Annotated in this window: 24 protein-coding genes and 1 tRNA gene; 12 read left to right on the top strand and 13 right to left on the bottom strand. The window is 34.1% G+C overall.

The features are described 5' to 3' along the window. Positions 1 to 109 precede the first annotated feature (109 nt). Together EMN46_RS04575 and purU are read left to right on the top strand one after the other, a co-directional pair. The gene (locus tag EMN46_RS04575; protein WP_195715182.1) at positions 110 to 1414 is read left to right on the top strand and encodes a serine hydrolase; all 1305 of its coding nucleotides are present in this window, start codon (positions 110 to 112) and stop codon (positions 1412 to 1414) included. Between the two features lie 301 nt (positions 1415 to 1715). After that, a complete protein-coding gene (gene purU / locus EMN46_RS04570; protein ID WP_154199499.1) occupies positions 1716 to 2579 on the top strand; it encodes a formyltetrahydrofolate deformylase in 864 nt (287 codons plus the stop codon). A 511-nt stretch (positions 2580 to 3090) separates the two neighbouring features. Here purU and EMN46_RS04560 read toward each other — a convergent pair. The 3 genes from EMN46_RS04560 to sppA all read right to left on the bottom strand — a co-directional run bounded on the left by EMN46_RS04560 (position 3091) and on the right by sppA (position 5993). Beyond that, positions 3091 to 3558 (bottom strand): hypothetical protein, encoded by a 468-nt coding sequence (locus EMN46_RS04560; protein WP_154199497.1) that lies wholly within the window; start codon positions 3556 to 3558, stop codon positions 3091 to 3093. Positions 3559 to 3592: 34 nt separating this feature from the next. After that, the gene (locus tag EMN46_RS04555; RefSeq protein ID WP_154199496.1) at positions 3593 to 4057 is read right to left on the bottom strand and encodes a DUF4190 domain-containing protein; all 465 of its coding nucleotides are present in this window, start codon (positions 4055 to 4057) and stop codon (positions 3593 to 3595) included. Between the two features lie 139 nt (positions 4058 to 4196). Beyond that, positions 4197 to 5993, bottom strand: coding sequence for a signal peptide peptidase SppA (gene sppA, locus EMN46_RS04550; RefSeq protein ID WP_154199495.1), 1797 nt, complete (start codon positions 5991 to 5993; stop codon positions 4197 to 4199). A 200-nt stretch (positions 5994 to 6193) separates the two neighbouring features. On the opposite strand from sppA, the gene folK reads away from it, so the two are divergent. Continuing rightward, positions 6194 to 6679 carry a 2-amino-4-hydroxy-6-hydroxymethyldihydropteridine diphosphokinase gene (folK, locus tag EMN46_RS04545; RefSeq protein WP_154199494.1) on the top strand — a complete coding sequence of 162 codons (486 nt, stop codon included), beginning with the start codon at positions 6194 to 6196 and terminating at the stop codon, positions 6677 to 6679. On the opposite strand, the gene EMN46_RS04540 is transcribed toward folK, so the two are convergent. Further along, complete coding sequence (locus EMN46_RS04540) at positions 6676 to 8310, bottom strand: SulP family inorganic anion transporter (RefSeq protein ID WP_154199493.1); 1635 nt, start codon at positions 8308 to 8310, stop codon at positions 6676 to 6678. The two genes, folK and EMN46_RS04540, sit on opposite strands and share 4 nt — an antisense overlap. Positions 8311 to 8454: 144 nt before the next feature. Further along, positions 8455 to 8528 (bottom strand) — tRNA-Gln (locus EMN46_RS04535). Between the two features lie 158 nt (positions 8529 to 8686). Between EMN46_RS04535 and EMN46_RS04530 the strand changes: the two genes are divergently transcribed. From EMN46_RS04530 to EMN46_RS04495, 8 genes are all read left to right on the top strand, one after another. Further along, positions 8687 to 9037, top strand: a complete 351-nt coding sequence (locus EMN46_RS04530; RefSeq protein WP_154199492.1) for a hypothetical protein — start codon at positions 8687 to 8689, stop codon at positions 9035 to 9037. Positions 9038 to 9217: 180 nt separating this feature from the next. Next, positions 9218 to 10141, top strand: a complete 924-nt coding sequence (rsgA, locus tag EMN46_RS04525) for a ribosome small subunit-dependent GTPase A (protein WP_368667493.1) — start codon at positions 9218 to 9220, stop codon at positions 10139 to 10141. Between the two features lie 200 nt (positions 10142 to 10341). Beyond that, a complete protein-coding gene (locus tag EMN46_RS04520; protein WP_229130271.1) occupies positions 10342 to 11142 on the top strand; it encodes a TIGR00266 family protein in 801 nt (266 codons plus the stop codon). Positions 11143 to 11237: 95 nt separating this feature from the next. Next, positions 11238 to 12266, top strand: coding sequence for a tRNA 2-selenouridine(34) synthase MnmH (gene mnmH, locus EMN46_RS04515; protein ID WP_154199491.1), 1029 nt, complete (start codon positions 11238 to 11240; stop codon positions 12264 to 12266). Positions 12267 to 12443: 177 nt separating this feature from the next. Next, a complete protein-coding gene (locus tag EMN46_RS04510) occupies positions 12444 to 13589 on the top strand; it encodes a PAS domain-containing sensor histidine kinase (protein WP_154199490.1) in 1146 nt (381 codons plus the stop codon). 265 nt (positions 13590 to 13854) lie between these two features. After that, positions 13855 to 14376, top strand: a complete 522-nt coding sequence (locus EMN46_RS04505) for a DUF177 domain-containing protein (protein ID WP_154199489.1) — start codon at positions 13855 to 13857, stop codon at positions 14374 to 14376. 15 nt (positions 14377 to 14391) lie between these two features. Further along, on the top strand, positions 14392 to 14577 hold the full coding sequence (rpmF, locus tag EMN46_RS04500) for a 50S ribosomal protein L32 (RefSeq protein ID WP_154199488.1): 186 nt from the start codon (positions 14392 to 14394) through the stop codon (positions 14575 to 14577). Between the two features lie 196 nt (positions 14578 to 14773). Beyond that, the gene (locus EMN46_RS04495; RefSeq protein ID WP_154199487.1) at positions 14774 to 15772 is read left to right on the top strand and encodes a beta-ketoacyl-ACP synthase III; all 999 of its coding nucleotides are present in this window, start codon (positions 14774 to 14776) and stop codon (positions 15770 to 15772) included. Positions 15773 to 15838: 66 nt separating this feature from the next. Here the strand turns inward: EMN46_RS04495 and EMN46_RS04490 are convergent, their stop codons facing one another. The 6 genes from EMN46_RS04490 to EMN46_RS04465 all read right to left on the bottom strand — a co-directional run bounded on the left by EMN46_RS04490 (position 15839) and on the right by EMN46_RS04465 (position 22351). Next, positions 15839 to 16909, bottom strand: a complete 1071-nt coding sequence (locus EMN46_RS04490) for an endonuclease/exonuclease/phosphatase family protein (RefSeq protein ID WP_154199486.1) — start codon at positions 16907 to 16909, stop codon at positions 15839 to 15841. Between the two features lie 103 nt (positions 16910 to 17012). Continuing rightward, positions 17013 to 17939, bottom strand: a complete 927-nt coding sequence (locus tag EMN46_RS04485; protein WP_154199485.1) for a rhomboid family intramembrane serine protease — start codon at positions 17937 to 17939, stop codon at positions 17013 to 17015. Positions 17940 to 18028: 89 nt separating this feature from the next. Beyond that, positions 18029 to 18847, bottom strand: a complete 819-nt coding sequence (locus EMN46_RS04480) for a rhomboid family intramembrane serine protease (RefSeq protein ID WP_154199484.1) — start codon at positions 18845 to 18847, stop codon at positions 18029 to 18031. A gap of 127 nt (positions 18848 to 18974) precedes the next feature. Further along, positions 18975 to 20945 (bottom strand): DNA mismatch repair endonuclease MutL, encoded by a 1971-nt coding sequence (gene mutL, locus EMN46_RS04475; protein ID WP_154199483.1) that lies wholly within the window; start codon positions 20943 to 20945, stop codon positions 18975 to 18977. 101 nt (positions 20946 to 21046) lie between these two features. Further along, the gene (locus EMN46_RS04470; RefSeq protein WP_154199482.1) at positions 21047 to 21361 is read right to left on the bottom strand and encodes a hypothetical protein; all 315 of its coding nucleotides are present in this window, start codon (positions 21359 to 21361) and stop codon (positions 21047 to 21049) included. A gap of 189 nt (positions 21362 to 21550) precedes the next feature. After that, complete coding sequence (locus EMN46_RS04465) at positions 21551 to 22351, bottom strand: ion transporter (RefSeq protein WP_154199481.1); 801 nt, start codon at positions 22349 to 22351, stop codon at positions 21551 to 21553. Between the two features lie 169 nt (positions 22352 to 22520). On the opposite strand from EMN46_RS04465, the gene lpcA reads away from it, so the two are divergent. Beyond that, a complete protein-coding gene (lpcA, locus tag EMN46_RS04460) occupies positions 22521 to 23093 on the top strand; it encodes a D-sedoheptulose 7-phosphate isomerase (protein WP_154199480.1) in 573 nt (190 codons plus the stop codon). A 66-nt stretch (positions 23094 to 23159) separates the two neighbouring features. Here the strand turns inward: lpcA and EMN46_RS04455 are convergent, their stop codons facing one another. Then, positions 23160 to 23459, bottom strand: coding sequence for a hypothetical protein (locus EMN46_RS04455; RefSeq protein WP_154199479.1), 300 nt, complete (start codon positions 23457 to 23459; stop codon positions 23160 to 23162). A gap of 31 nt (positions 23460 to 23490) precedes the next feature. After that, positions 23491 to 25224: a bifunctional UDP-sugar hydrolase/5'-nucleotidase gene (locus tag EMN46_RS04450; RefSeq protein WP_154199478.1), complete on the bottom strand. Its 1734-nt coding sequence runs from the start codon at positions 25222 to 25224 to the stop codon at positions 23491 to 23493. Between the last annotated feature and the right edge of the window lie 209 nt (positions 25225 to 25433).

Raw genomic sequence — 25433 nt, 5'->3', positions numbered from 1 at the left:
AGAAATTCTTATTTTTAATCTATGAAAAGAGCCTTGCCAACAATTAATTTCTGAGAAGTTGATGTATGAGGTGATTTCCATGTGGAATCTTAAAATAAATAATAAGCACATGAAAAATATAAAGCGAATTTTACTAGCCATTATTTTTATTGGCTTAGGCTACTTAATATACGACACCAGTATTAAACTTCCAGTTGTAACGGCTTATGCAGCTAAAGATGTATGCTCAGGCATTTTCATTGCCAACAGAAGTCTCGAATCATTAGAAAACAACGATATTAACTACTCATTTATGAGTAAAACCAGTATCACGGTTAATAAAGAAGAGAAATCAGTAACAGCTAGCATCTTCGGCCTTTTTCCTCGCAAAGCGATTTTTCGTGATGCTTTGGGTTGCTGTGTAACTAAAGGTTACGAAGAAAGTGAACTAAAAAAACAAGCTTTTAAAAGACCAATCATAGAAAATATTCCTCTAGACACAGTCTTAACTGATATTGAAGATGAAATCGATTTTGAACAACTAAACACAGCTCTCGATTCAATTTTCGATCATGAAGAAAGAACACGAGGTGTTGTGGTACTTTATAAAAATAAGTTGGTTGCAGAGCGATATGGTAAAGGTTTCGACCAATCAACTCCCCTATTGGGTTGGTCTATGAACAAAAGTATTATCAATGCACTTGTTGGGATAATGAAAAAACAAAACCGTCTTGATCTTAACGACAAAGCACTTTTTAAAGAGTGGGCAAATGACGAAAGGAAAAACATCGCCCTAAACGATTTAATGCACATGAGTAGTGGTTTGGATTGGGACGAAGGTTATGGTGGCTTGTCAGATGTAACTAAAATGCTTTACAAAACAGGAAAAGCATCAGTATATGCAATCAACAAAAAATTCGCTATAAAACCAGATTCTGCATGGGTTTATTCATCAGGCACTTCGAATATCATTAGTCAATACATTCGTAATAAAATTAGTAATGATGAAGCATATCACAACTTCCCTTACCTCGAACTGTTCAATAAAATTGGAGCAAGCTCATTCTACTACGAAACTGATGCCAATGGCACATTTGTAGCTTCATCTTTTGGTTATGCTACAACTCGCGACTGGGCTAAGTTTGGAATGCTGTATTTAAACGATGGCATGGCAAACGGAGAGCGTATTCTTCCTGAAGGTTGGGCAAAGTATTCAGCTGAACCTGCAAAGGCTTCTAATGGAAAATATGGTGCCCAATTTTGGGTAAACAATCTTTCCGGAATCGACGAATTTAGAAGTGTTGGTCATCATGGTCAGATCGTATCAATTATTCCATCGAAAAATCTCGTAATAGTTCGTCTTGGTCTTTCTATAAATAAGCGTTTCAACAGCAATAAGTTTATTCAGAACGTTGTGAATTCTATCAAAGAATAATTCACCAGATTATCTAGCTATCAGATGAATTACCATGAATATTATTATCCATCTGACAACTTCACACAATTGCAAACTTGTATTCTGAACTCAAAAACTAAACAAGATTCATAATAATTCTTTTGAACAAAGCTTTGCAAAGCAAGCTATTTTAAAATTCAAGAAACATAAATAGTACAAGACTTATTACCTATTTTCTCTGAAATTCCTACTTTTACGCTTAACCACTTTACGATTTAGAATCAATCGTATACTATTAATCAAATTAACCACAGGAGATTACTCCAAGAAAAGTATTATTATGACAGAAAATAATGTGAATGCATTTTTACTCTTCACTTGTCCCGACCAAAATGGAATTGTAACCAAGATCACCCAATTTATCTACGAAAGTGGTGGCAACATTATCAATTTGGACGAACATGTAAATCAAAACCAGCAGTTTTTCTCACTTCGTATAGCATGGAACATGTCAAACTCAACAATTCCAGCATCGGAACTTCGTTTGGCTTTTGAACCTTTAGCCAAGGAATTTGGTGCGCACTGGAAAATTGAATTCTCAGATAAAAAACAACGCGTTGCCATTTTTGTTTCGAAATACGACCATTGCTTGCAAGAAATTTTATGGCGCTACAATATGAACGAATACCATATTGAAATTCCATTAATCATATCCAATCATCCTGATTTAAAACCGATAGCTGATGCTCACGGTATTCCCTACTATGTGTTTCCAATTACCAAAGACACCAAGAAAGAACAGGAAGCCAAAGAAATTGCTTTATTAAAAGAACAGAATATAGATTTGGTTGTTTTGGCTCGTTACATGCAGGTCCTATCACCTAATTTTATTGAAGAATTTGAAAACAAAATCATTAATATTCACCATTCCTTTTTACCTGGATTTGTGGGTGGCAACCCATACAAACAAGCCTACGAACGAGGTGTTAAAATGATTGGAGCCACAAGTCATTTTGTGACAACAAATTTAGATGAAGGTCCAATTATAGAGCAGGACATTATGCGAATTACACATAAGGATACCATTAAAGATTTAATACGAAAAGGTCGTGATTTAGAACGAATTGTACTGGCTCGTGCTCTTAGCTATAAATCGGAACATCGTATTATTGTTGATGGTACAAGAACTATAGTCTTTGATTAATTTAGGTACAACAAGTTTCTATTTGCCGTAAGTCTTTGACTTGTGGTAAATAGAATATAAGCTTTATTTCCAAGTAGTCTTTATCAGAGCTTTACAAGCACATCTCGAATTGTAACTAAAGTAAATATGATAAGAGGATAAAAGGCTATTAGGAATAGGGTAATTGATAAGACAATATCAATCCGTATCCACGTCTTTTTAGTTATAACTGAAATAATATCCACCTTGAGTGAAAGTATTCGGAAAAGGAACTGAAAACAGAAGAATGCAAAGATCACCGTGGCATGAGGGTTAAATTGATTAGCTAAAGTCACATCGCCTCGCACAAGAGCTGAAAACGCCCTTGAAAGTCCCAAGGAAGGACTCGAATTCCCTGTAATATCGGTATAGAAAGAGGGAATTAAGTGCTTGCCTCCTTCTGGTAAAAAAAGACAGGAGTAAATGAAAACCAGTCCAATTACTCCTGCAAATATAATATTGATGATTCTATAGGAATCAAAATTCTTCATCACTATTTATTAACTCGTTTGTAGGTTATACTTGATTTTAATGGATCTGAACTTTCCTCTCCTAATCCAATAGTATTTTCATCAATAAATTGAACTTTAAAATCTTTTGAAGTCTGTTGCCCATATAAAGCAAACAATGAACTCCCAATTTTCTTTTCTGTCAATTTGAATTCAAAATTAGAAGATCTACTTATGTTAGAAACCCAACTGTCACCGTTTTCAACAAACATTTTTACATATTTATTGTTATTCAAACTAATAACCTTACCTGATAAATTTCCTTCTTCATTTTTTTCAATTGAGACTACTACACCTTCGAATATTGATCTTCCTTGAAGTACCCATTCTCCAATAAAATTTTCAATTGGTGTCTCTTTGAGTTTGCTTGAGTTGCAACTTGAAGTAATTACAACAGTCAAAATAATTAACCATCGTCCACCAAATCTTTTTAGCCTATTTACTTTTCCCATTATAAGTATTTAATAATAACCTAACTCTAATCAATTACTCTTTTTCAATATGAACTTTAATCTTCGTTGAATCTGTTTTAATGATTATCATTTCATCAAGTTTAATACTATCCAACTGTTGCTCTAGCTTATCCAAATCATCTTGCAAGTCGGTATTACAAGAATTTGTTCCATTAACAACCTCTTCCATCACATCTTCCACCATGCCATGAATTTGATCATCATCGAGCGAAGCGATACCAACAAAAACAAATATCCAAAGACTGGCTATAATAGTACCCAAACCCGACACAATTAGGGCGGCTATATTTATGCCCTTTGCACCATTATTTTTATTTGCTTGAACAAGTCCAACTATTGATAAAATAATAGCGACAACACCAGGCCCAATGGCAAAAGCACCCACACAGGGAATAAAAGCCATAAACAAGCATAAAATTCCAAGAACTAATCCTGCTACACCTAAACCATGACCGGCATTTGTTTTAATAATTTCCATATCAACTCTTTTTATTCTAGTTTGTTAGAATCACTATAAAGATAACAAGTTTTTCTTATGTCTAAAAATCTCTATTCAAACAAAAAAGACCTCCAATTACTTGAAGGTCCTTTTACCGTTTTCGATAATTTATTTGAAATTAATATAAATCAATTTGGTATGGAATTCTAACTTGAACGCCACCCATATTCATTATCTCTTTTGATTTTTCGTAATACTGGTAATTAACACCTAGTTCGCTTTTAAGAACACGCATTTTCACATTTCCAGTTAAGTCATCGACTATAGCTTGGAATGGATCTTTCTCTTTTGGTAAAGATGTTAATCGGTACTCTTCAATTCCAGCTTTCTGTTTTGCAATTTCAATAGCTGTTTCAAGTCCACCTAAAACATCAACCAAACCATGTTTTTGTGCATCAATTGCATTCCAAACACGCCCTTGTGCTACTTCATGAATTTCTGCTTTAGTTTTATGACGACCAGCAGCTACTCTACTTATGAAAGTATCGTAACCTTCGTTAAGAAACTCTTGAAGAATCATTCGCTCATTCTTATTGAACTTACGTGACATAATTGGTGCAAATGGAATTGCTTGTCCACCGCCAAAAGATGCATATTTATGAGTTCCCATTGGATCAGTTGTTAAACCAAGCTTGTTCTTGATTAAATCTTCTCCAGAGAAAAATAAACCATAAATACCTATAGAACCTGTGATTGTATTAGGATCAGCCACAATTGTATCGGCAGCACATGCAATATAATAACCTCCTGAAGCTGCAACATTACCCATTGAAGCAATAACTGGCTTAGTTTGTCTTGCCAAGTCAACTTCTCTCCAAATAATATCCGAAGTTAAAGCACTTCCTCCTGGAGAATTTACACGCAAAACAATCGCTTTTATAGTTGAATCTTTTCTTGCCTTACGAATTGACTCAACTAATTCTGGACCAATCGCAGTAGATGATTGCTCAAAACCTATTGCTCCTGTTGCATAAATAACAGCAATCTTATTTTTTGAATGCTTTTTATCAAGATTTGGAGCCTTAGCATATTTTTCAATACTAATTGTATTTAATTTTTTCTTCGCTTTTGTTCCTGTAAGATCCTTCAACATATCTTCCATCTGATCTTCGTAGATCATACCATCAATCAATTTGTAATCTAAAGCATTTTGTGGCTTACGAATAGCGAATTCATTAGTCAATTGATTGAACTTCTCAACTGTTATATCACGATCTTGAGAAATAGCCTCTGCCATCTGATTCCACATGGCTGACATATAAGCCATACTTTGCTCGCGAGATTCGTCACTCATTTTCTCTAAGAAATATTGCTCTGTAGCCGATTTGTATTTACCAACTCGAATAACCTGAGCTTCAACACCAATTTTCTTTAGAAAATTTTTGTAGAAAGTCATTTCTCCACCCATACCTGTAATCCAAATATTAGCTTGTGGATTAAGAAAAACACTATCGGCAACTGAAGCTAAATAGTAACCTTTTTGAGAGTACCCCATATTATTATAAGCTACAATAAACTTATCTGTTTCCTTAAATTCTTTCAGTTTGTTACGAATTTCTTGAGCAACAGCTAAACCTCCAAAACTTGAAGAAATATCGTTAACATTCAAGTAAATTCCTTTAATCTTATCATCTGTCTTAGCTTTCTCAATACAAGCTAAAATATTGTCTAAACCCAATTTCGTTTCTGGTTTCAAACTCATTACATCAAATCCATCCAATGGATTATCCGAAGCTCTATCGACAATCTCTTTATTTAAAGAAATTTCTAGAACAGAATTCGTTTTAACAGTAACTTCCTTATCGCCACTCGCAACAAGTGCTCCAATGATGCCTATACCAATAAATAGCAACAAAATACTACCAATGATAAAACCCAAAAGAGAGGCAAATGTAATTTTGAAAAAATTTTTCATAGATACTTAGTTTGATAATTAATTTTCTAATTAGTCGTTTCTCATATTATAAGATTAGATTGACTCCAAAAATTTTAATCTAACCATAATAACAAATATATCTATTTTGTGGTTGACATTAACTTTAATACTTATTTTTTCGATGTATATTTTGCTGAGTAAGATTTCTTTAGTTGTTTTGCCGTTTAAATAGATATTTTATGACTAGAATTTACTTTTTATTAGGAGGAAATATTGGGAATCGTGAAGAGATATTGTCTGAAGCAATCAAAAAGATGACAAAACAGCTAGGCAAATTCGTTCAAACTTCGGCTCTTTACGAAACGGAGCCTTGGGGTTTTACTCACGAACAAAATTTTCTAAATCAAGTTGTTGTTTTTGATTCAGAACTTTCTCCGCTCGATATTCTAGATAAAACTCAAATTATAGAAAAGGAATTGGGTCGCGTTCGAAAAACCACTCAGTATTGCGAACGAACCATAGATATTGACATTCTATTTTATGGTGATGAGTGTATAGAAAATCAAAGATTATCTATTCCTCACCCAAGAATTCAGGAACGATCATTTGCGCTCTATCCTTTAGAAGAACTAATACCAGAATTCATACACCCAAAATTAAAAAAGAGCATCCAACTACTTAAAGATGAATGCTCTGATAAACTAAAAGTTAATAAGTTCCGTTAACGACACTTTGATTCTGCATATTCCAAGGCATTATTAAACGAAACAAAAATATGTTTTTTTCCTATCTCGTTGACAAGATCATACTTTTTCATATCTCGGAATACAGACTCTGTAACTCCCGATAAAATAATCTTCACATGAGAATCATGAAGAGACTTAATCACGGCATGGAAATTTCGAAACCCTGTTGCATCAATAAATGGAACGTGTCTCATACGAATAACTATTATTTTGCTTTTTAAGCCTATTTGCTCAATAAGTTGAGCATACTTTTTAGCTGATGCAAAAAAGAATGGACCACTTATCTCATAAACAGTAATTTCCTTAGGCAAATAACTATAATCTTCAATCAAATCGATATTTACATCTGTTTGAATTTGCTCACCATGATCTGCCATTCTCTTCATGAAAAGAAGAGCAGAAAGCACAACACCAACTTCAATAGCAACAGTTAAATCGACTAACACAGTTAAAAAGAAGGTTGATAATAGAACAATAATATCAAAAGCAGAACTTTTTAGAATAGAACGGAAAGCGCGCCACTCACTCATATTATAGGAAACAACAATAAGCACACCTGCTAAACAAGACATTGGAATCAATTTTGCCCATTTCCCAAAAAATAACATGATTAATAAAAGTGTTGCAGCATGTATCATACCTGCAATAGGTGTTCGTCCACCATTTTTAACATTGGTTGCTGTACGAGCAATAGCACCTGTTGCTGGAATACCACCAAAAAAAGGTGTTACAATATTAGCAATTCCTTGTGCTATCAATTCAGTATTAGAACGGTGATTACCACCAATCATACCATCGGCAACAACAGCAGAAAGTAATGACTCAATAGCACCTAATATCGCAATTGTAATTGCAGGAGCAACATAATCACCTAGGTTTGCCCACTCAACAGAAGGAAGGCTAAAATGAATAGATGTTGGTATTTCACCAAAAAACGACTCGATAGTTGTTACAGGCAAATCTAAAATTTGCACCACCAAAGTGACACCAATAATGGCAATAAATGAACCAGGTATTTTACTTGTAATTTTCTTTGAAAATATACTAATCAGTATAGTAGCTACGGTTAGAATTAATGCGGTAAGATTAAACGTATGCAACTGCGTAAAATACAACTCCCACTTCGCTATAAAATCAGAAGGAACTTTCGTAATATCTAAACCAAGAGCATCTTTAACTTGAGTTGAAAATATGACTAAAGCTATACCACTTGTAAAACCAACAATTAAGGGATGTGGAAAATATTTTAGTAGTGCCCCTAATTTTAAACAACCAAACATAACAAGAAACATACCTGCCATAATAGTTGAAATAATAAGACCTTGAACACCGTGAGTCTCGACGATACCATAAACAATAATAATAAATGCACCAGTTGGTCCACCTATCTGAACACGACTTCCTCCCAATAAAGCAATCAAAAATCCAGCAATAATTGCCGTTATTAAACCCTTATCTGGAGATACACCAGAAGCAACAGCAAAAGCAATTGCGAGTGGAAGTGCGACAATACCGACAACAATCCCAGCCATTATTTCATTCGAAATTTGCTTTTTATCAATTCCGGCTTTTAAAAGACTAAATAACTTAGGGTTAAATAATTTTGACATTAGAGTATATATATATTATTTTAAGGGCGCAAAATTAAACATATTATAGGCTCGTTATTCTCAAAAACGTATGTTTAAGAACCATAATCGCCATAATTTTTGCACATAAAAAAAGCTCCGATTATAAAATCGAAGCTTAAATTCTGGTTGTCCCACAAGGACTCGAACCTTGAATGCCTGTACCAAAAACAGGTGTGTTACCATTACACCATGGGACAATACCTTTGCTCAATATCCTTAGAGCACTGCAAATATATGAGATTTTTCCTTTTCAACAAGGGCTCTTACAGTAAAAACATCGTTTTTTTTCAACTTAGTTTTGTATCTTACTGAAAATAAAATATTTTGACACAAACAAAAAAAATAATTCCGTACAATGGATAAGCTAAGTGGTAAATGGCTCTATGAAGAAGATTACAAGTATGGAAAAGCTAAAGGTGAACTCTTTCTCAAACACATAGGTAATAACCTAATGGGCAAAATCATTTTTCTTGAGAATATTAACACGTCTAAACCAATAATGATTCAAGAATTTGTTGAAGGAAAAATAAATGATAATCGAATCATATTGCAAGCAACAGAATACGACATTATTCATTCTGAAGAAACAATTATATATAAACTCGATTGCTGGAAAGGTGTTCTATTAGACGAATACACAATAGAAGGTGAAAGTCAAGACAGTCAAAATATTTATGGCAATTTTACTTTCCAAAAAGTCCACTAATTTTTCGAAAGACTGTTTGTGGACATTCTTATGGTTTATTAAGCTAAATTTTCTAAAAACTAATCACAAAATTCACTATTTTTGTTGAATTATTAAGAAAGAAATTTCTAATAGCATACCCAAATAAATAAACAAGGTCCATAAAGGTGTGATAAAGCCTTTTCAAAAAACAAATAAGCTGTGAAAGAAGGATTAGTTATAAAATCAACTGGTAGTTGGTACACTGTTAAAACCGATGATGGAGAAATTCATGATTGTAGGATCAAAGGTCGTTTTCGTATGGAGGGTATTCGTACAACTAACCCAATCTCTGTAGGCGATATTGTCCAATTTGATACAGAAAAAGACTCTCATGTTATTGTTAAAATCAATGACAGAAAAAATTACATTATTCGTAAATCGACTAACCTTTCAAAAAGTAGCCAAATTATTGCTTCTAATATCGATCACGCTTTTTTAATTATAACTGTCAACTACCCGCTTACCACAACCACATTTATCGATAGATTTTTAGCAGCTGCAGAAGCCTACAACATTCCCGTAAACTTGGTATTCAATAAAGTTGATCGTTATAGAGAGAACGATAAAGAACAGTTAGCAGAACTTAAACTCATTTACGAGAATATTGGATATAAATGTTTCGAGGTTTCAGCTACAACTGGCTTAAATATGGATCTGCTTAAAGCGGAAATGAAAGATAAGATAAACCTTCTTTCCGGACACTCTGGAGTTGGAAAATCGACTCTCATAAATTCTATTCAACCAGGCTTGGAATTAAAAACAGGTGAAATTTCAGAATCCCATTCCTCAGGGAAACATACAACTACATTTTCAGAAATGTTCGAACTTGATTTTGGTGGCTATATTATAGACACACCAGGAATTCGAGGTTTTGGAACATTTAATATGGAAAAAGAAGAAATGTTTCATTTCTTTCCTGAAATTTTCAGGATATCTAAAAAATGCCAATTCCACAATTGCACGCATATGCACGAACCTAAATGTGCTGTTAAAGAAGCTGTAGACTCTGGTGAGATTGCAGAATCAAGATACGATAGCTATTGGGGCATGATGTCAGAAGATGAAGAATTAAAATACAGATAAACGCAATCAAAATAGGCTTCTCAAGAACTAAATTTGGCATCTTAAACACACTCTTCTTTGAGTTTAAGTTAAATCCTTATATCTTGAGCTTTTATTTCATGTGTCTGTAATTTAAACGCAAAAGCTCAAGTGAGTTAAAGCCATAGTCACATGGAAGTCTCCCATTGAGTCATTCACTTTTTGTTTTAAAAAGCTTACTAATGGAACGTTTCACAAATTCTAAAACTACAAATATGCATTCACACGAAATAGACTACAAAATATACGGTAACGACATTCAATTGGTTGAAATTGAATTAGACCCAAACGAAACTGTAATTGCAGAAGCTGGAGCCATGGCTTATATGGAAGAAGGCATTCAATTTGAGGCTAAAATGGGTGATGGTTCAGAACCTGAAGCAGGCTTATTTGGTAAACTTCTATCTGCAGGTTCACGAATACTAACTGGCGAATCACTTTTCCTTACTCACTTCACGCATAAAGGTTACGGTAAAGCTAAAGTTGCTTTTTCAGCTCCTTATCCAGGTACAATTATGCCAATTGACCTAAATCAATCAGGTGGTTCTTTAATTGTTCAAAAAGATGGTTTTCTTTGTGCTGCTCTTGGAACCAAAGTTAGTATTGCATTCAACAAAAAAATAGGTGCTACATTCTTTGGTGGCGAAGGTTTCATTCTACAAAAACTCCAAGGAGATGGCAAAGCCTTTGTTCATGCAGGTGGTACTGTAATTGAAAAACAATTAAACAATCAGACTTTACGAGTTGATACGGGTTGTGTAGTTGCTTTTGAAGAAGGTATTGATTTTTCAATTGAAAAAGCTGGAGGTTTAAAATCGATGGTTTTCGGTGGTGAAGGTCTCTTTTTAGCAACTCTAAAGGGAACAGGTAAAGTTTACCTTCAATCTATGCCTATCAGAAAATTGATACAAGCTATTTCTCCTGTGGGAAATAACACGAAAAAAGGTGGCAGTTCATTGTTAGGTGAATTATTAGAAAATTAAAATTTCTATTTTCAGCTTATTTAAGTTCATCCACACATATACTTACTTATAATCCTGGTCTTAATTGTTGAGAACGGGAAATTTTAGCTAACAACATGATCACTAAATTATCGGCAAAAGAATTTCTTGAAAAAGGGAAAACAATTCCAATGATAGACGTAAGAACGCCTGCTGAATTTGAAGACGGACACATTCCTGATGCTATCAACATTCCAATTTTCACGAATGAAGAAAGAGCTCAAGTTGGTACGAAGTATAAACGTTCAAGCAAAGATGCTGCTATTCTCTTAGGTTTAGAGCTCGTTGGTCCCAAGTTATCTATATTTGTTAGAAGAGCTAAAAAAGTAGCCGTAAATGGGGAAATCCTAATTCATTGCTGGAGAGGTGGCATGCGAAGTAGTAGCATGGCATGGCTTTTTGAAACAGCAGGATTAAAGCCAAGCTTACTTGTTGGAGGCTATAAAGCATACCGACACCATATACGTAATGCATTCTCAGAACCAACAAACTTAGTTGTAATTGGTGGTTATACTGGCAGCGGCAAAACAGAAATACTGCACAAGTTGACTGAGATGAATGAACAGGTTGTTGATTTAGAAGGTTTAGCAAACCATAAAGGTTCAGCTTTTGGAGCCTTAGGTCAAGCAGATCAACCAACAACAGAACAATATGAAAATGATTTAGCTAAGATATGGTCCGGTTTTGACCACACAAAACCAATTTGGACAGAAGATGAAAGTCATTCAGTAGGTTCAGTTTGGATAAACGATGCTCTTTTCTCACAAATGAGAAAAGCCCCAGTTTTAGCCATTATCATTCCAAAATCGGAACGTATAAAACGTCTCGTAAAAGAATATGCATGCTTTGATATCGAACAACTTAAACAATTGTGTAAAAAAATTGAAAAACGATTAGGAGGCTTAAGAGTGAAAAGAGCATTCGAAAGTTTAGACCACGGTGATTTTGCAACAGTGGCTGATATAACCCTTGATTATTACGATAAAGCATACGGTCATGGTCTTGATACAAGAACAACACAAAAAGTTTATCGAATAGAAATTGAAAAGGATGAACCTTTAGAAAATGCGAAACTTCTTATCGACTATTTTAAAAAGTTGAAATAGAAAAATCACCCATAATATTAAAAAGACTGATACAATAATTAAACACATATACTGTTTTATTATTGTATCAGTTTTTTTTGATGCCAATTTAGACGGCAGTACAATAAATAATTAGCATCTTTAAATACTATTTATTTCAAAATAAAAGATCCGACACAGTAAGAAAACATCTTATCGATGAATATATTTTTAAAAAAACGTCAATGGAAAATAGGGTTTCTACTCTTTGCAGGATTCATTGTTTTGGGTTCAATATTCTACACCAGTAATTTGGTAAATAAATTAGCTCACGAAGAAGAGAAAAAAGTGAAGTTATGGGCAGATGCGCTTACCAGCATAAATTCCGATCCAAATCAAGATATCACCCTTCTTACTAATATCCTAGAGCAAAACGAAACAACACCCATTATTTTAACCAATGAGAAAGGTGAGATAACAGATCATCGCAATTTAGGTTTAGCCAATAGAAACTCCGAAGAAAAATTAAAAAAGGTTTTACATAAAATGCAACAAAGTGGCCTGCATTTCGAAATTGAACTCTATGGTGTTAAAACAATCCTCTATTACGATGATTCCAGTCTTTTAAAGCAATTAGAAATTTATCCTTACTTACAACTCGGACTCATCATTTCTCTCGTTCTATTGGGCTATTGGGTTTTTAGTATCACTAAAAAATCAGAGCAAGATCAGGTTTGGGTGGGTATGTCGAAAGAAACAGCTCACCAATTGGGTACACCCATAAGTTCTCTCCTTGCCTGGATGGAGTTACTTAAAGCATCTGATATAGACAAAAGCATGACACAAGAAATGGGCAAAGATGTAGAACGCCTTGAGGTAATTGCTGAACGTTTCTCAAAAATTGGATCAAAACCTGTTTTAGTTTCAAATGATATTAAACTAATTTTAGAGGACAGTATCAACTACCTTAAAAAAAGATCATCTAATAAAATTGAATTTATTGTCAACATAGATAAAGATATTAACATTAAACCTGCCATCAATAAAGAGCTGTTTTCTTGGGTGATAGAAAATACAACCAAAAATGCCATTGATGCCATGAGTGGCGCAGGACGTTTAAGTTTTAATCTAAGTAAATCACAAAATAATTTATGCCTTGATATTTGCGATACAGGAAAAGGCTTACACAAAAATCAATTTCATGCCATTTTCGAGCCTGGTTACACAACTAAAAAACGTGGATGGGGCTTAGGACTTTCTCTTGCAAAACGAATCATAGAGGAATATCATGGTGGAAAAATATTTGTACACCGTTCTGAATTGGGCAAAGGCAGCTGTATTCGTATACTATTACCTACAAATTAGCACTTTTGCTTATTAAAAATCCTCAAATAATTTTTCAATCAGTAATTTCTGACTATTTTTGCAGCCCATTTATACGGGTAAAGACTTCAAATTGTAAGTTTTTATTTCGAACAAATGGCTATAACTAATCCATTAAACTGAACACTAAGTCGTTTAAGCGAAATCTCTTTAATCAAAAATCCATACTTTTTGCGAAAAAAGATGTTCGAGTTTAAGGATAGCTATTATAAATTTATATACTTTTGCAAAGTTTTATTTAAGCATCTTGGATTATTTAGCAAAATACACGATTCCTTACAAAGGATTAAAAGACGGCAGACATGAATTCGAATTCACGGCTGACAAAGAGTTCTTTGAGCATTTTCATTTCGAGAATGACTTTCAAGGTAGTATTTCTGTAAAAGCATCGCTTTTAAAGAAAACCCTTGTCATGACACTTGACTTAGAAATTGCAGGAGAAATTAATGTAATTTGTGATCGTTGTTTAGATCGTTTCATGTATCCGGTAAAAGGAGCTTCAACCCTCTTTATCAAATTTGGTGAAACGTATGAAGAATTGGATGATGACGTTGTTGTCGTACCAGAATCGGAAAGCGAAATTAGAATAGCTCAATATATTTATGAGTTAATTTTGTTGAGTTTTCCAATTAACTTTATACACCCAGATGACGAAGATGGATACAGCACTTGCAACGAAGAGATGATGCAAAGATTGGACGAACACTCGGAAAAAGAAGAAATTGATCCGAGATGGAGTGAATTAAAAAAATTGATTGATAATAAATAGTTTAATAGGTTAAAAATGGCACATCCAAAACACAGAACATCGAAGCAGAGAAAAGGTAAGAGAAGAACTCATATTAAGGCTACTCCTGCGACTCTAGCATCTTGCTCAAATTGTGGAGCAACTACTAAATACCATACAGTTTGCCCTGAGTGCGGATACTATAGAGGTAAATTAGCGATTGAAAAAGAAGTTACAGCATAATCTAATTCTTTCGGATAAGGTTTAACGCAATAGTAAAATTGCTCTTTAGAATAAGTCTATGGAGCAATTTTGCTTATAAGTATTTTTGTGTCTAATTCATTTATCCTCCATGATTGTAAGCTTTGCAATTGATAATCGTTTTGGTTATAATTGTGAGTTATTTTAATCAAAAAAAGAATAATAAGTAAGCACAGTAATGACAAAGATAAACGCAGTAATTACAGGAGTTGGGGCTTATCTTCCTGACTACATTCTTACCAATGAGGAATTGAGCACCATGGTTGATACCAACGATGAGTGGATCATGACTCGAATTGGTATTAAAGAAAGAAGAATTTTAAAAGGCGACGGTCTAGGTTCTTCAGAATTGGGAAGTAAAGCAGTTGCAGAATTGCTTAAAAAGACCAATACCTCTCCTGAAGAAATTGACTTGGTGATTTGCGCAACTGTAACACCAGATATGCCATTTCCTGCCACAGCAAACATTATTAGCGATAAAGTTGGCATAAACAATGCTTTCAGTTTCGATATAAATGCTGGTTGTTCTGGTTTCCTTTTTTCTCTAACGACGGGTGCTAAATACATAGAATCCGGAATGTGTAAAAAGGTTATCGTTGTAGGAGCTGAAAAAATGTCTTCAATTGTAGATTATACTGATCGACAAACCTGTCCTATTTTTGGTGACGGTTCTGCAGCAGTACTTCTTGAACCAACTACTGAAAATGTAGGGGTCATCGACGAAATCTTACATACGCAAGGTTCTGGTCGCAAACACTTATACCAAAAAGCTGGTGGATCTTGCAGACCTGCAAGTCACGAAACAGTAGATAATCGAGAACATTTCATTTACCAAGAAGGAAGCCACGTATTTAAACACGCGGTATCTAACATGGCTGATGTATCTGTTGAGATGATGGAGAAACACAACATCACATCTGAAGAGTTAGCATGGTTGGTTCCTCATCAGGCAAACAACCGTATTATTGAAGCTACTGCAAAACGTATGGGCTTAGCTAAAGAAAAAGTGATGATCAATATTGAAAAATATGGTAACACGACTTCAGCTACAATTCCATTGTGTTTGTGGGAATGGGAAAAACAACTTAAAAAAGGCGATGACATTATCCTTTCAGGATTTGGAGCCGGATTTACTTGGGGTGCAATCCTAATTAAATGGGGATACGATACAAAATAATCCCAGTTTACAACATATAAAAAAAGGACTTCCAACTAGGAAGTCCTTTTTTTATATCATTAATTTCTACTTAAGAACAAAACTTGCACAAATAGGATAATGGTCGGAATACCGTTTTCTAATACGATCGTAGCTAGTACACACTATATCTTCTGAATAGAGAAGATAATCAATACGAAAGGATGGAAAATCGCCAGAATAAGTAGCACTTATGCCATGGCCTTGAGTCACAAAAGCATCATTCATACCTTTAGATAATTGATGGTAGGTGTACGAATTAGGTGTATCATTAAAATCGCCACATACCAAAGTCGGATTTGGAGATTGATTGACATGTTCCTTTATTTTGAGAGCTTGTTCTGCCCTACGAGAAAAAGCATGATTTAAACGTGAAGAAATATCTTTAATCTCATTCAAATCTTCATCATTCCCTTGATACTCCTCTTTTTTTATAAACTGATAATTTTTATTAACGAGTCGATTCGATTCCAAATGAAGGTTATAAATTCGCAATAATTTACTCTTAAAAGAAATATCAGCATAAATAGCCTTACACAAATTACCTTTTCCAAATGAAAGCCTAGCCTTTTTAACTATAGGATATTTTGAAAATATAGCAACCCCACTATTTTTATTACTGGAATACACATATTTCATTCCTAATATTTTCTTCAAATTAGCAAGTGATAAAAAACCATTGGTCGTGGTCCGATATTCTTGTAAACAAACAACATCGGGTTCCTGTGAATTTATCAATTTTATAATATTTTGAGGCGTATTAGGATCTTTAGTCCACTGATACCTATCAAACGAGCGTACATTATAGGAAAGGACAGTAAGTTGCTCTGAAGCTGTTATAACGCCCTTATCTCCCCTGCTTAACTGATAAAAATTACTTAAGCTACCATAGCCAACAAGAATAGTAACGAGAGGAATTAAAAAACTCCACTTTCGACGAAACATCCAATACAAAACAAAAAGAAGATTGACAATTAGGAGGTATGGAAAAGCTAGTCCGAAAAATGCAGGAAAACCAAGAGTTCCAGGATTAATATAAGCCGCAAAATAAGAAATCAAGAGCGAGCCTGAGAAAATCAAGCTAAAAACAACCAGTCCTGTATGGAGTATTTTCTTCAATTAAATCTGTTGTTAGTTATTAGTATTTAGAGTGCCTTGAGTTAAAAGTACCTAAAGAATTTCCAACTTATAAATATTCATAAATACTTTTTAACTTTAAGTACTAATCATTACTCGATTTAAACAGAATTTCCTTCTCTTCTTTGGATAAACTATCGTAACCCGATTTTGATATCTTCTCTAAAATCACATTTAAACTTTCTTGCTTTTGTTTTTTAGCCTTATTATAAGCCCTATCATCTCCAGTTTTCTTTCGTTTATGGGTTACTTTCATTTTCTTCTTAGACGTAAACCAAGAGAAAACAGTATCCATCATTTGATTAAATCCTAAAGATACATCTCTTCCTTTTTGCAATTGATTGATGAAAAACCAACCATAGAAAGCGCCTCCAAAATGAGCCAAATGTCCACCAGCATTACCTTGAGGCAACTGAATTACATCGAGAAGAATAAAGACAAGAGCAATATATTTAATTTTAACGGGACCAATGAATACTAAATTTACAATATAATTAGGTGAATAACTAACAGTAGCAAACACAACTGCCATAACCGATGCTGACGCTCCTAAGGCTACCGAATAAGCCAATCTATCAGCAAATACAGGAAAAATATTAAATGCAAACACAAAAATTGAAGCTCCAGTTAGTCCTCCTAGCAAATAAACACTCAAGAGTTTCTTCTGATCAAGAAAACTCAGAAATATCTTTCCAAACCAATACAAATAAAGCATATTGAAAAGAATATGAAGGAAACCTTCGTGCAAAAACATATAGGTAAAAACCGTCCATGGACGAAATAAAAGTACTGACGTGTCAGCAGGTAACATCAACCAATTCAAAACAAAATTTCCTTCGCTTGGAGCTAAGCCAAAAAGAAAAGCAACAACAGCTGCGATCTTTACAAGAATAAACACGCCTAGGTTAATATAAATTAACCGACTCAAATTACTTCCTTCTTTAAAAGAACTCTTAATGCCTTCCCAAATATTCTGATGAGAATAGGATTGATATGGATTGTTAAAATTCATGCTTATATCAAATAAGTCAATAACAAGTTAGAAAAATGACACTAACTTTAAAATGAATACTAATTGTTAATTTACTGTATTGCTATCGACTAATAAAATCGATTAGAGTGCTTTTGCCAATACTTAATCAGAATAAAACCAAAGAGCATACCTCCAAGGTGAGCAAAGTGAGCTACGTTATCTCCAGCACTATGTTGGAATCCACTATAGAGTTCTATTGCACCATAACCAATCACAAAATATTTTGCTTTGATTGGAATTGGAGGAAATAGAAGCATCAATTCCGTATTTGGGAACAACATGCCAAAAGCTAATAGAATTCCGAATACAGCACCTGATGCACCAATAGTAACCCCATTAATACTTGCTGTAATAGCTTGATGTGCAATTTCAACCCCTCTTTTAGCATATTCAACACTATCGGGATTATCAGCCCACTTATCGGCAAATTCGTATACCCAGGCTGCTGGTCTTCCTAATGCATCATTTATAATCGAAGAAAATAATTCAGGCGTTGGCGTATTTGAGAAGGCTGTAAAAGCTTTCATCACTGATGAATAATCTAACCAAATAACAAAAGTGTGCAAAGCCGCAGCTCCCAAACCTGTAATCATATAATAAGTTAAAAACCTTTTAGGTCCCCACACTGATTCCAATACACGACCAAACATGAAAAGCGCGAACATATTAAAGAAGAGATGCATGATGTTAGCATGCATAAACATGTGAGTCACATACTGAAAAGGCATAAAATGCTCAGATTCGAAGAAGTATAGACCTAATATCTTATTTAAATCAATACCAGTTTGTTGTAAAACCCATGTAGCCAGTAGCATCAGAGTATTTATTATCAACAGATTTTTAACAACTGGAGGTAGATTTAATAATGTCGATTTTAAATTATTCATTACAATATTTTTTTATGATGCTTACAATTCCTACTTCGTATATCGATTAAATTTCGGTAAGAACTCTATTAAGACAAGAGCCATACCAAGAAATTTAAACCAGGAATTACAGTCAAATTGTCAGTATTTACCTAAAACGTTTGTCAAGTTCCTGAGTCTCTAAAACCGAAACGATGGTTTTTCCATCAGGAGTATAATTTGGTGTTTCGCAAGCAAAAAGTTGATCAATAATGGCACTCATTTCTTCAGAGTTAAGCGTTTTTCCATAATTAACAGCAGAGGCTTTTGCCAAGGCCTTTGCTAAATTCTCACGAACCTTAACCTTTACATCCAATTGATTCACCTTATAGTTTTCCAGAAGATTTTCTATTAACTCTTTGGGGTTAACATTTTGTATATCAGCCGGCGTGCCATTTATTACAAAAGTTTTCTTTCCAAATTCTCTAATATCAAAACCTAATGCTCTAACATCTTCGATAATCACCTGTAAAAGGGTATAATCAGAGGCATTAAACTCAATAGTTTGAGGAAAAAGCGTTTGTTGCGCCACACCTTGATTATTTTGAACAGAATTTCTAAACTTCTCAAACAAAATTCTTTCGTGTGCCTTTCGCTGGTCGATAATCATTAAACCAGAACGAACGGGCGTTAGTATATATCTATTTTTTAACTGAAAGAAATCTTGTGATTTAGCATTTCGATCTCTTTGAAATATTTTTTGTTGTATTTGATTCTGAGGAGCTTCCTGTGGCTTGAAATAATCAGGCATCGGAGGTCTTTTAAGCTCAGTCTGTTCTTCAATCGGATAATCAGGTATCAAATCTGGCTCTCTATCCTGATAGAGCTTATCCCAATCCTGAGGAACCTCTTTCTTCGCACTTTGAGCTGTTGGTTCAGCTGTAGGCGTTTTCGGTTTAAATTCCTGGTAGAACTGATTATCCTCTATGGTATTTCTTCCTTGTTCAAAGGGATTGAACGAGGTATCTGCTTCAAAAGGATTAAACTCATGATTTACCTTAATCATAGGTGCTTCAACATCAGAAACATCTTGATTTACAAGAGGAATTTCAAGACTATTATCCTCATCAAAATCGATAGAAGGCACGATATTAAATTTACCTAGAGCCTCTCGAATTGATGCTCGTATAATCTGGAATATGGCTTGTTCATCCTCAAACTTAATCTCTGTTTTGGTTGGATGAATATTAATATCAATAATCTTTGGATCAACCTCAAAAAAGATAAAATAAGGTGGAACTGTACCAGGTGGTAATATTTTATCGTAAGCCAACAAAACAGCCTTGTGAAAGTATGAATGCCGCATATAGCGATTGTTTACGAAAAAGAATTGTTCATCGCTTCTTCGTTTAGCATTCTTAGGTTTACCAATAAAACCAGAGATTTTAACAATACTCGTATCGGTGTCAATACCTATTAATCTTGTATTAATATTTCGCCCAAAAATATTAACGATTCTTTGGCGCCTATTACTTGGAGCAAGATTATGTACCTCAACATCGTTATGAATCAACTGAAACTCAATATCGGGACTAGCTAAAGCAATTCTATAAAATTCAGTAATAATATTTCTCAGCTCTGTTGAGTTTGCCTTAAGAAACTTACGACGGGCAGGAACATTATAAAAGAGATTCTTAACAATAAAATTACTCCCAGAAGGACAAGCTACAGAATCTTGTGAAATCAATTCTGACCCATCTATCAAAAGACAAGTTCCTAGCTCATCTTCGGTGCGTTTTGTTTTAAGTTCAACATTGGCAATGGCTGCAATAGAAGCTAAGGCTTCACCACGAAAACCCATGGTGCGAATAGCAAATAAATCATTGGCAGCCTTAATCTTCGAAGTAGCGTGACGCTCAAAAGCTAATCGAGCATCGGTAGCTGACATACCACAACCATTATCTATAATTTGGATTAGGGTTTTACCTGCATCCTTCAGATTTATCTTTATGGAAGTACTCCCTGCATCAATAGCATTTTCAACCAACTCTTTCACTACAGAAGCCGGTCGTTGAACAACCTCTCCTGCAGCAATCTGATTAGCAACAGAATCTGGAAGTATTTGTATAATATCGGACATGTGAAATTTTAATGTGAGATAAATATTCCTTGTTCCCCAATTAAAAAGGAAATAAAAACAAAACGAAGCTTTATAATAAAGTTTAGCTTCAAATAGTCTCCTTACATTTTAAGTATTGAAAGATCAAAACCAAAAACATAGGCGTAAGCAATAAACAAAAGAAGGAACAAAATAATGAAAAGACGAATATTCGATTTTTTATTTGTTTGTCTTACATCAGCACTCTTATGTCGCAGAGAACGTCTTATTTGTCCCTTAATATTAGGGATATACTGATCATTATCATCGGTCATTCCCAATTCGGCTTTAATTCGATTCTCCCTCTCCTCACGTTCTTCCTTTGCAGGATCCCAATAGCGTGGTTGAATATTAAATCTCTTATATTCCGGCTTCTTAAAAAAACCTGGTAATGCCATAATCACTTGTGTTAATGCTTTTTATATTTAATACAACTATAAGGCAAATATAGCTATAAATACTGGATTTTAATCCAATAAATCAATTCAGACACAGAGGTATTTATGATATATTAACAAAGTCTTATCTTTCAATTCTTTATTCAATATCAAGCAGAATCGTGTTCTTATTTCTGAAGATTTTACTTTTTATTTCATTTTATGACCACAAAATCTACAATACTTATCATCTATATCATGCCCTTCGGACAAACAATTTTCACAAACCTGACCCGATGGTTTTGACTTAGTCGGTTTCGATAATTCTGCCGTTACAATCCCTGTGGGTACAGCAATTATAGCATAACCAATTATCATGACAAATGAAGCAATAAACTGTCCCAAAGCTGTAACTGGTGAGATATCACCATAACCTACAGTAGTCAACGTTACAATTGCCCAATAAATACCTCGAGGAATACTTGTAAAGCCATTTTCGGCACCTTCTATCAAATACATCATCGTTCCTATAATCACAACCAGAGTTAACACAGCAAAAAGGAAAACAGAAATTTTAATACGACTCTGTTTCAAAGCTTTTATAATGATAGCGCCTTCCTTCATATAACGATTCAGCTTTAGAATTCGGAAAACTCGAAGCAAACGTAAAGCTCTAATTACCATCAAACCATGTGTTCCAACAATAAATAAACCCAAGTAACTAGGTAGTATAGATAGAAGATCAATAATACCAAAAAAACTAAAAATATAGGTCTTGGGTTTAGATACAATCCATATCCTCATAAAATATTCTAAACTAAAGACAATCGTGATACTCCATTCTAAAAAATGTAATAAATCCCGGTGTTCATGTTCAATGGATGGTACACTCTCGAGCATGACCAAAACAATGCTCATAACAATTACAATAAGTAATAAAACATCAAATAACTTACCTGCTTTTGTATCTGATTCAAATATAATTTCGTAGAGTTTTTCTTTAAGTGTCATAGTAATAAATATGTTGGTCTATACCTCGTTTGAAACTGACTCGAAGTTAACAAAATCCTATCAGCTTAGCTAAGTGCTTAAGCAAAATACGACTTACATATTACGTTTTTTCCTTTCCTAATTGTAAGTTGCCAATTGTTATTGTAGTTTTGAAAAAAAAAGCAACTCTATGATTCTTGAAGATATACAAAGTAGTTTTAATGATGCACACCAAGTTCTGGAAGCATTTATAAAAAATAAGGAGAACTTTATTGCCATTGAAAGAGCTGGAACTGCCATGTCAATAGCAATTAGAAATGGTAGAAAAATCATATCTTGTGGTAACGGTGGTTCAATGTGCGATGCCATGCATTTCGCTGAAGAACTTACAGGCCGTTTTAGAGATGATCGCATTTCTATGCCTGCTGTTGCCATCTCGGATCCTAGCCATATAACTTGCGTAGCTAACGATTATGGCTTCGATTACATTTTTTCTCGCTATGTAGAAGGCATGGGCCAAAAGGGCGATGTCTTTTTAGGCATAAGCACATCAGGAAACTCAAAAAACATTATAAATGCTATTAAGGCAGCCAAAGAAAAAGGAATGACAGTAGTTGGTCTTACTGGAAAGACTGGTGGCGAAATGGCTCAGCTTTGTGATATTGAAATTAGAGTTCCTTGGACAGGTTATTCTGATCGTGTTCAAGAAATTCATATCAAAGTAATTCATTGCCTAATTCAATATATTGAATCACAGATTTAAAGGTGATTCTATAAAATACAAAAGACTCCAAACTAAATAGTTTGGAGTCTTTCTTTGCTTAAAATCTTATTTATTTCGGATATCTTTTACACGATCTTTAAAACCAGCATCTTCTTCAATCAGCATCAATCGAGTGACACCACTTCCACATTTGCCACATTTCCCTTTCATCAAAATTTCATTGGCATCGGTTAAAATAATATTGTAATCGACAACCCCCTGAGGACATATTTGACTACAATTGGGGCAAAATACAGTATGATTTAATAGATAGTTAAAAGCGTCCTTTTCTTCTTTATTCAATAAATTATCGAATTGCAAACTATCTAATTCGATCTCCTCTTCTTCAAGCATTATATCTTTCATTCTTATATGATTATTAGTCCTCTACTATAGCTTAATTATTGCCATATAATAATTTATATTCTCTCTCTTTTGCCTGTTTCCACCAAGCTTCAGGACTCACAGTCCAATTATTATCACAAGTAGGATTAACAACCTTTTGCTCTTCTATCCACTTCATTAAATAGAAACGTAGATCTTTTGTTGTTGAATTAGTCATTCGCTCAATCAATTCTTTTTGTGAAAGTCCTGCTCCTTCAGTCAAATGACCTCCTCCACCGTTTCCACGATACGAATTCAATGCTACTTTATATGTTTTATTCAAATCGAAAGCCTCTCCGTTACTCATCTTAGAGATATGAATTCGATTACCCTTTTCTTTTCTCAAATCAAGTTCATAGTCTATACCTTGAGCAGAATCGTAGTTAAAAAACATCGTACTTAACTGATTTCCCTTCTCAGATGACTTAATAAACAACATAGGATCGGTCTTCTTTTTCATCTGATGAAACCATTTATCATAGCTGTATTCTAAAAAGTCTTTAATTTCTTGACCAGTTAAATTCATGGTGTAAAGCAAATTTTCAAATCGATACAACTTAAATAAATCCCGAACATAAAGCATACCTGAATCGATTTTCGTATTAAAAGACAATGGCGCTGTAAATGAAACATCTGCACCCGTCAAATCCAATTGAATATTCTGTATCAGATCAACAAAAGGTGAATCGCCAAACATCGCATCAGATGTTTTAATACATTTTGTAAATCGTCCAACTGGTCTCGAAACATAATCTTTTACCTCTTGAAAATAAGTCTTAAATCGCTCCTCAAACTCTTTGGAAACAGGTAATGCTTTCACGTCGATCAATTGAGGTTCCAACTTTTTTGAATAAGTCTTTTTATCAGCATTTAGCTTAAACGAAACTGTGACATCGGCTAAAAATTGAGCTTTCGATTTTGGATTAATAATCAAAACTTGCTTGTTATCAGTATTTTCAACCCACTTGATTGCTTCTTGATGATCATGCCCACAAACAATCATATCGAATCCCGGCACATCTTTAGCCACTTTGAAGGTTTCATTTTCTACCACTCCAGACTCATTACCATCAACTTCACCCATTCCAGAATGGAATAAACCAATAATCATATCAGGCTTTTCTTTTTCCTTTACAATTGCCATCCATTTTTTTGCAGTAGCTTCTATTTCCTCAAAGTGTATACCCGACCAAATTTTTTCGGGTAACCATTTTGGAATAGCTGCTGTTATAAAACCAATAACAGCAATTCGAACACCCTCTTTCTCAATAATAGTATAAGGTGTAAAATAAGGTGTTCCATCAGAATCTTTCACTGCATTTGCAGCCATCCATGGAAAAGCAAATTCGTTAACCAAACGATCATACACTTCATGACCGGGTTCAATATCATGATTTCCGACAGTTCCTGCATCGTAAGCCATAAAATTCATAACCTCGGCACAAATATGCTTCTGATTAGGCTTCTCGAAATTTGAATAATAAACTACGGGATCTCCCTGAAGAATATCTCCATTATCTAAAAGTAAAACAGATTGATCATTCTTACTTCGTTCCTTTGAAATATAAGTATATGCCTGAGCGAGAGAACTCTTCGATACTTCATCATTTACTAAATCGTAAGGAAACAAAGCCCCATGTACATCTGTAGTAGCTAATACTTTAAGTGTTAGCTCATCTTTTCTTGCTTCTTGGCAAGAAATAAAAAAAGGAATAATTAAAAGAAGGTAAAGCGTTATTTTTCTCATAATTTTTAAGATCAAAAAATCTAATTAGGTCTTGTAAAATACTAATAATGAGCCAGTAAAAACCCGTAAATTTCACCAATACGATTTTTAAAAGTAGTTTATAAATCAATATCACACCTAAATATGGGAGTAATCTTATATTTCACAAACCATTATATGTCTCGAACTTACAAAAATAGAAAAAGGTTTCGGAATTCCGAAACCTTTAT

Origin of the sequence: Ancylomarina sp. 16SWW S1-10-2 (assembly GCF_009669305.1) — a bacterium.
Lineage (GTDB): Bacteria > Bacteroidota > Bacteroidia > Bacteroidales > Marinifilaceae > Ancylomarina.
This window is presented reverse-complemented; position numbering and strand designations above follow the sequence as displayed.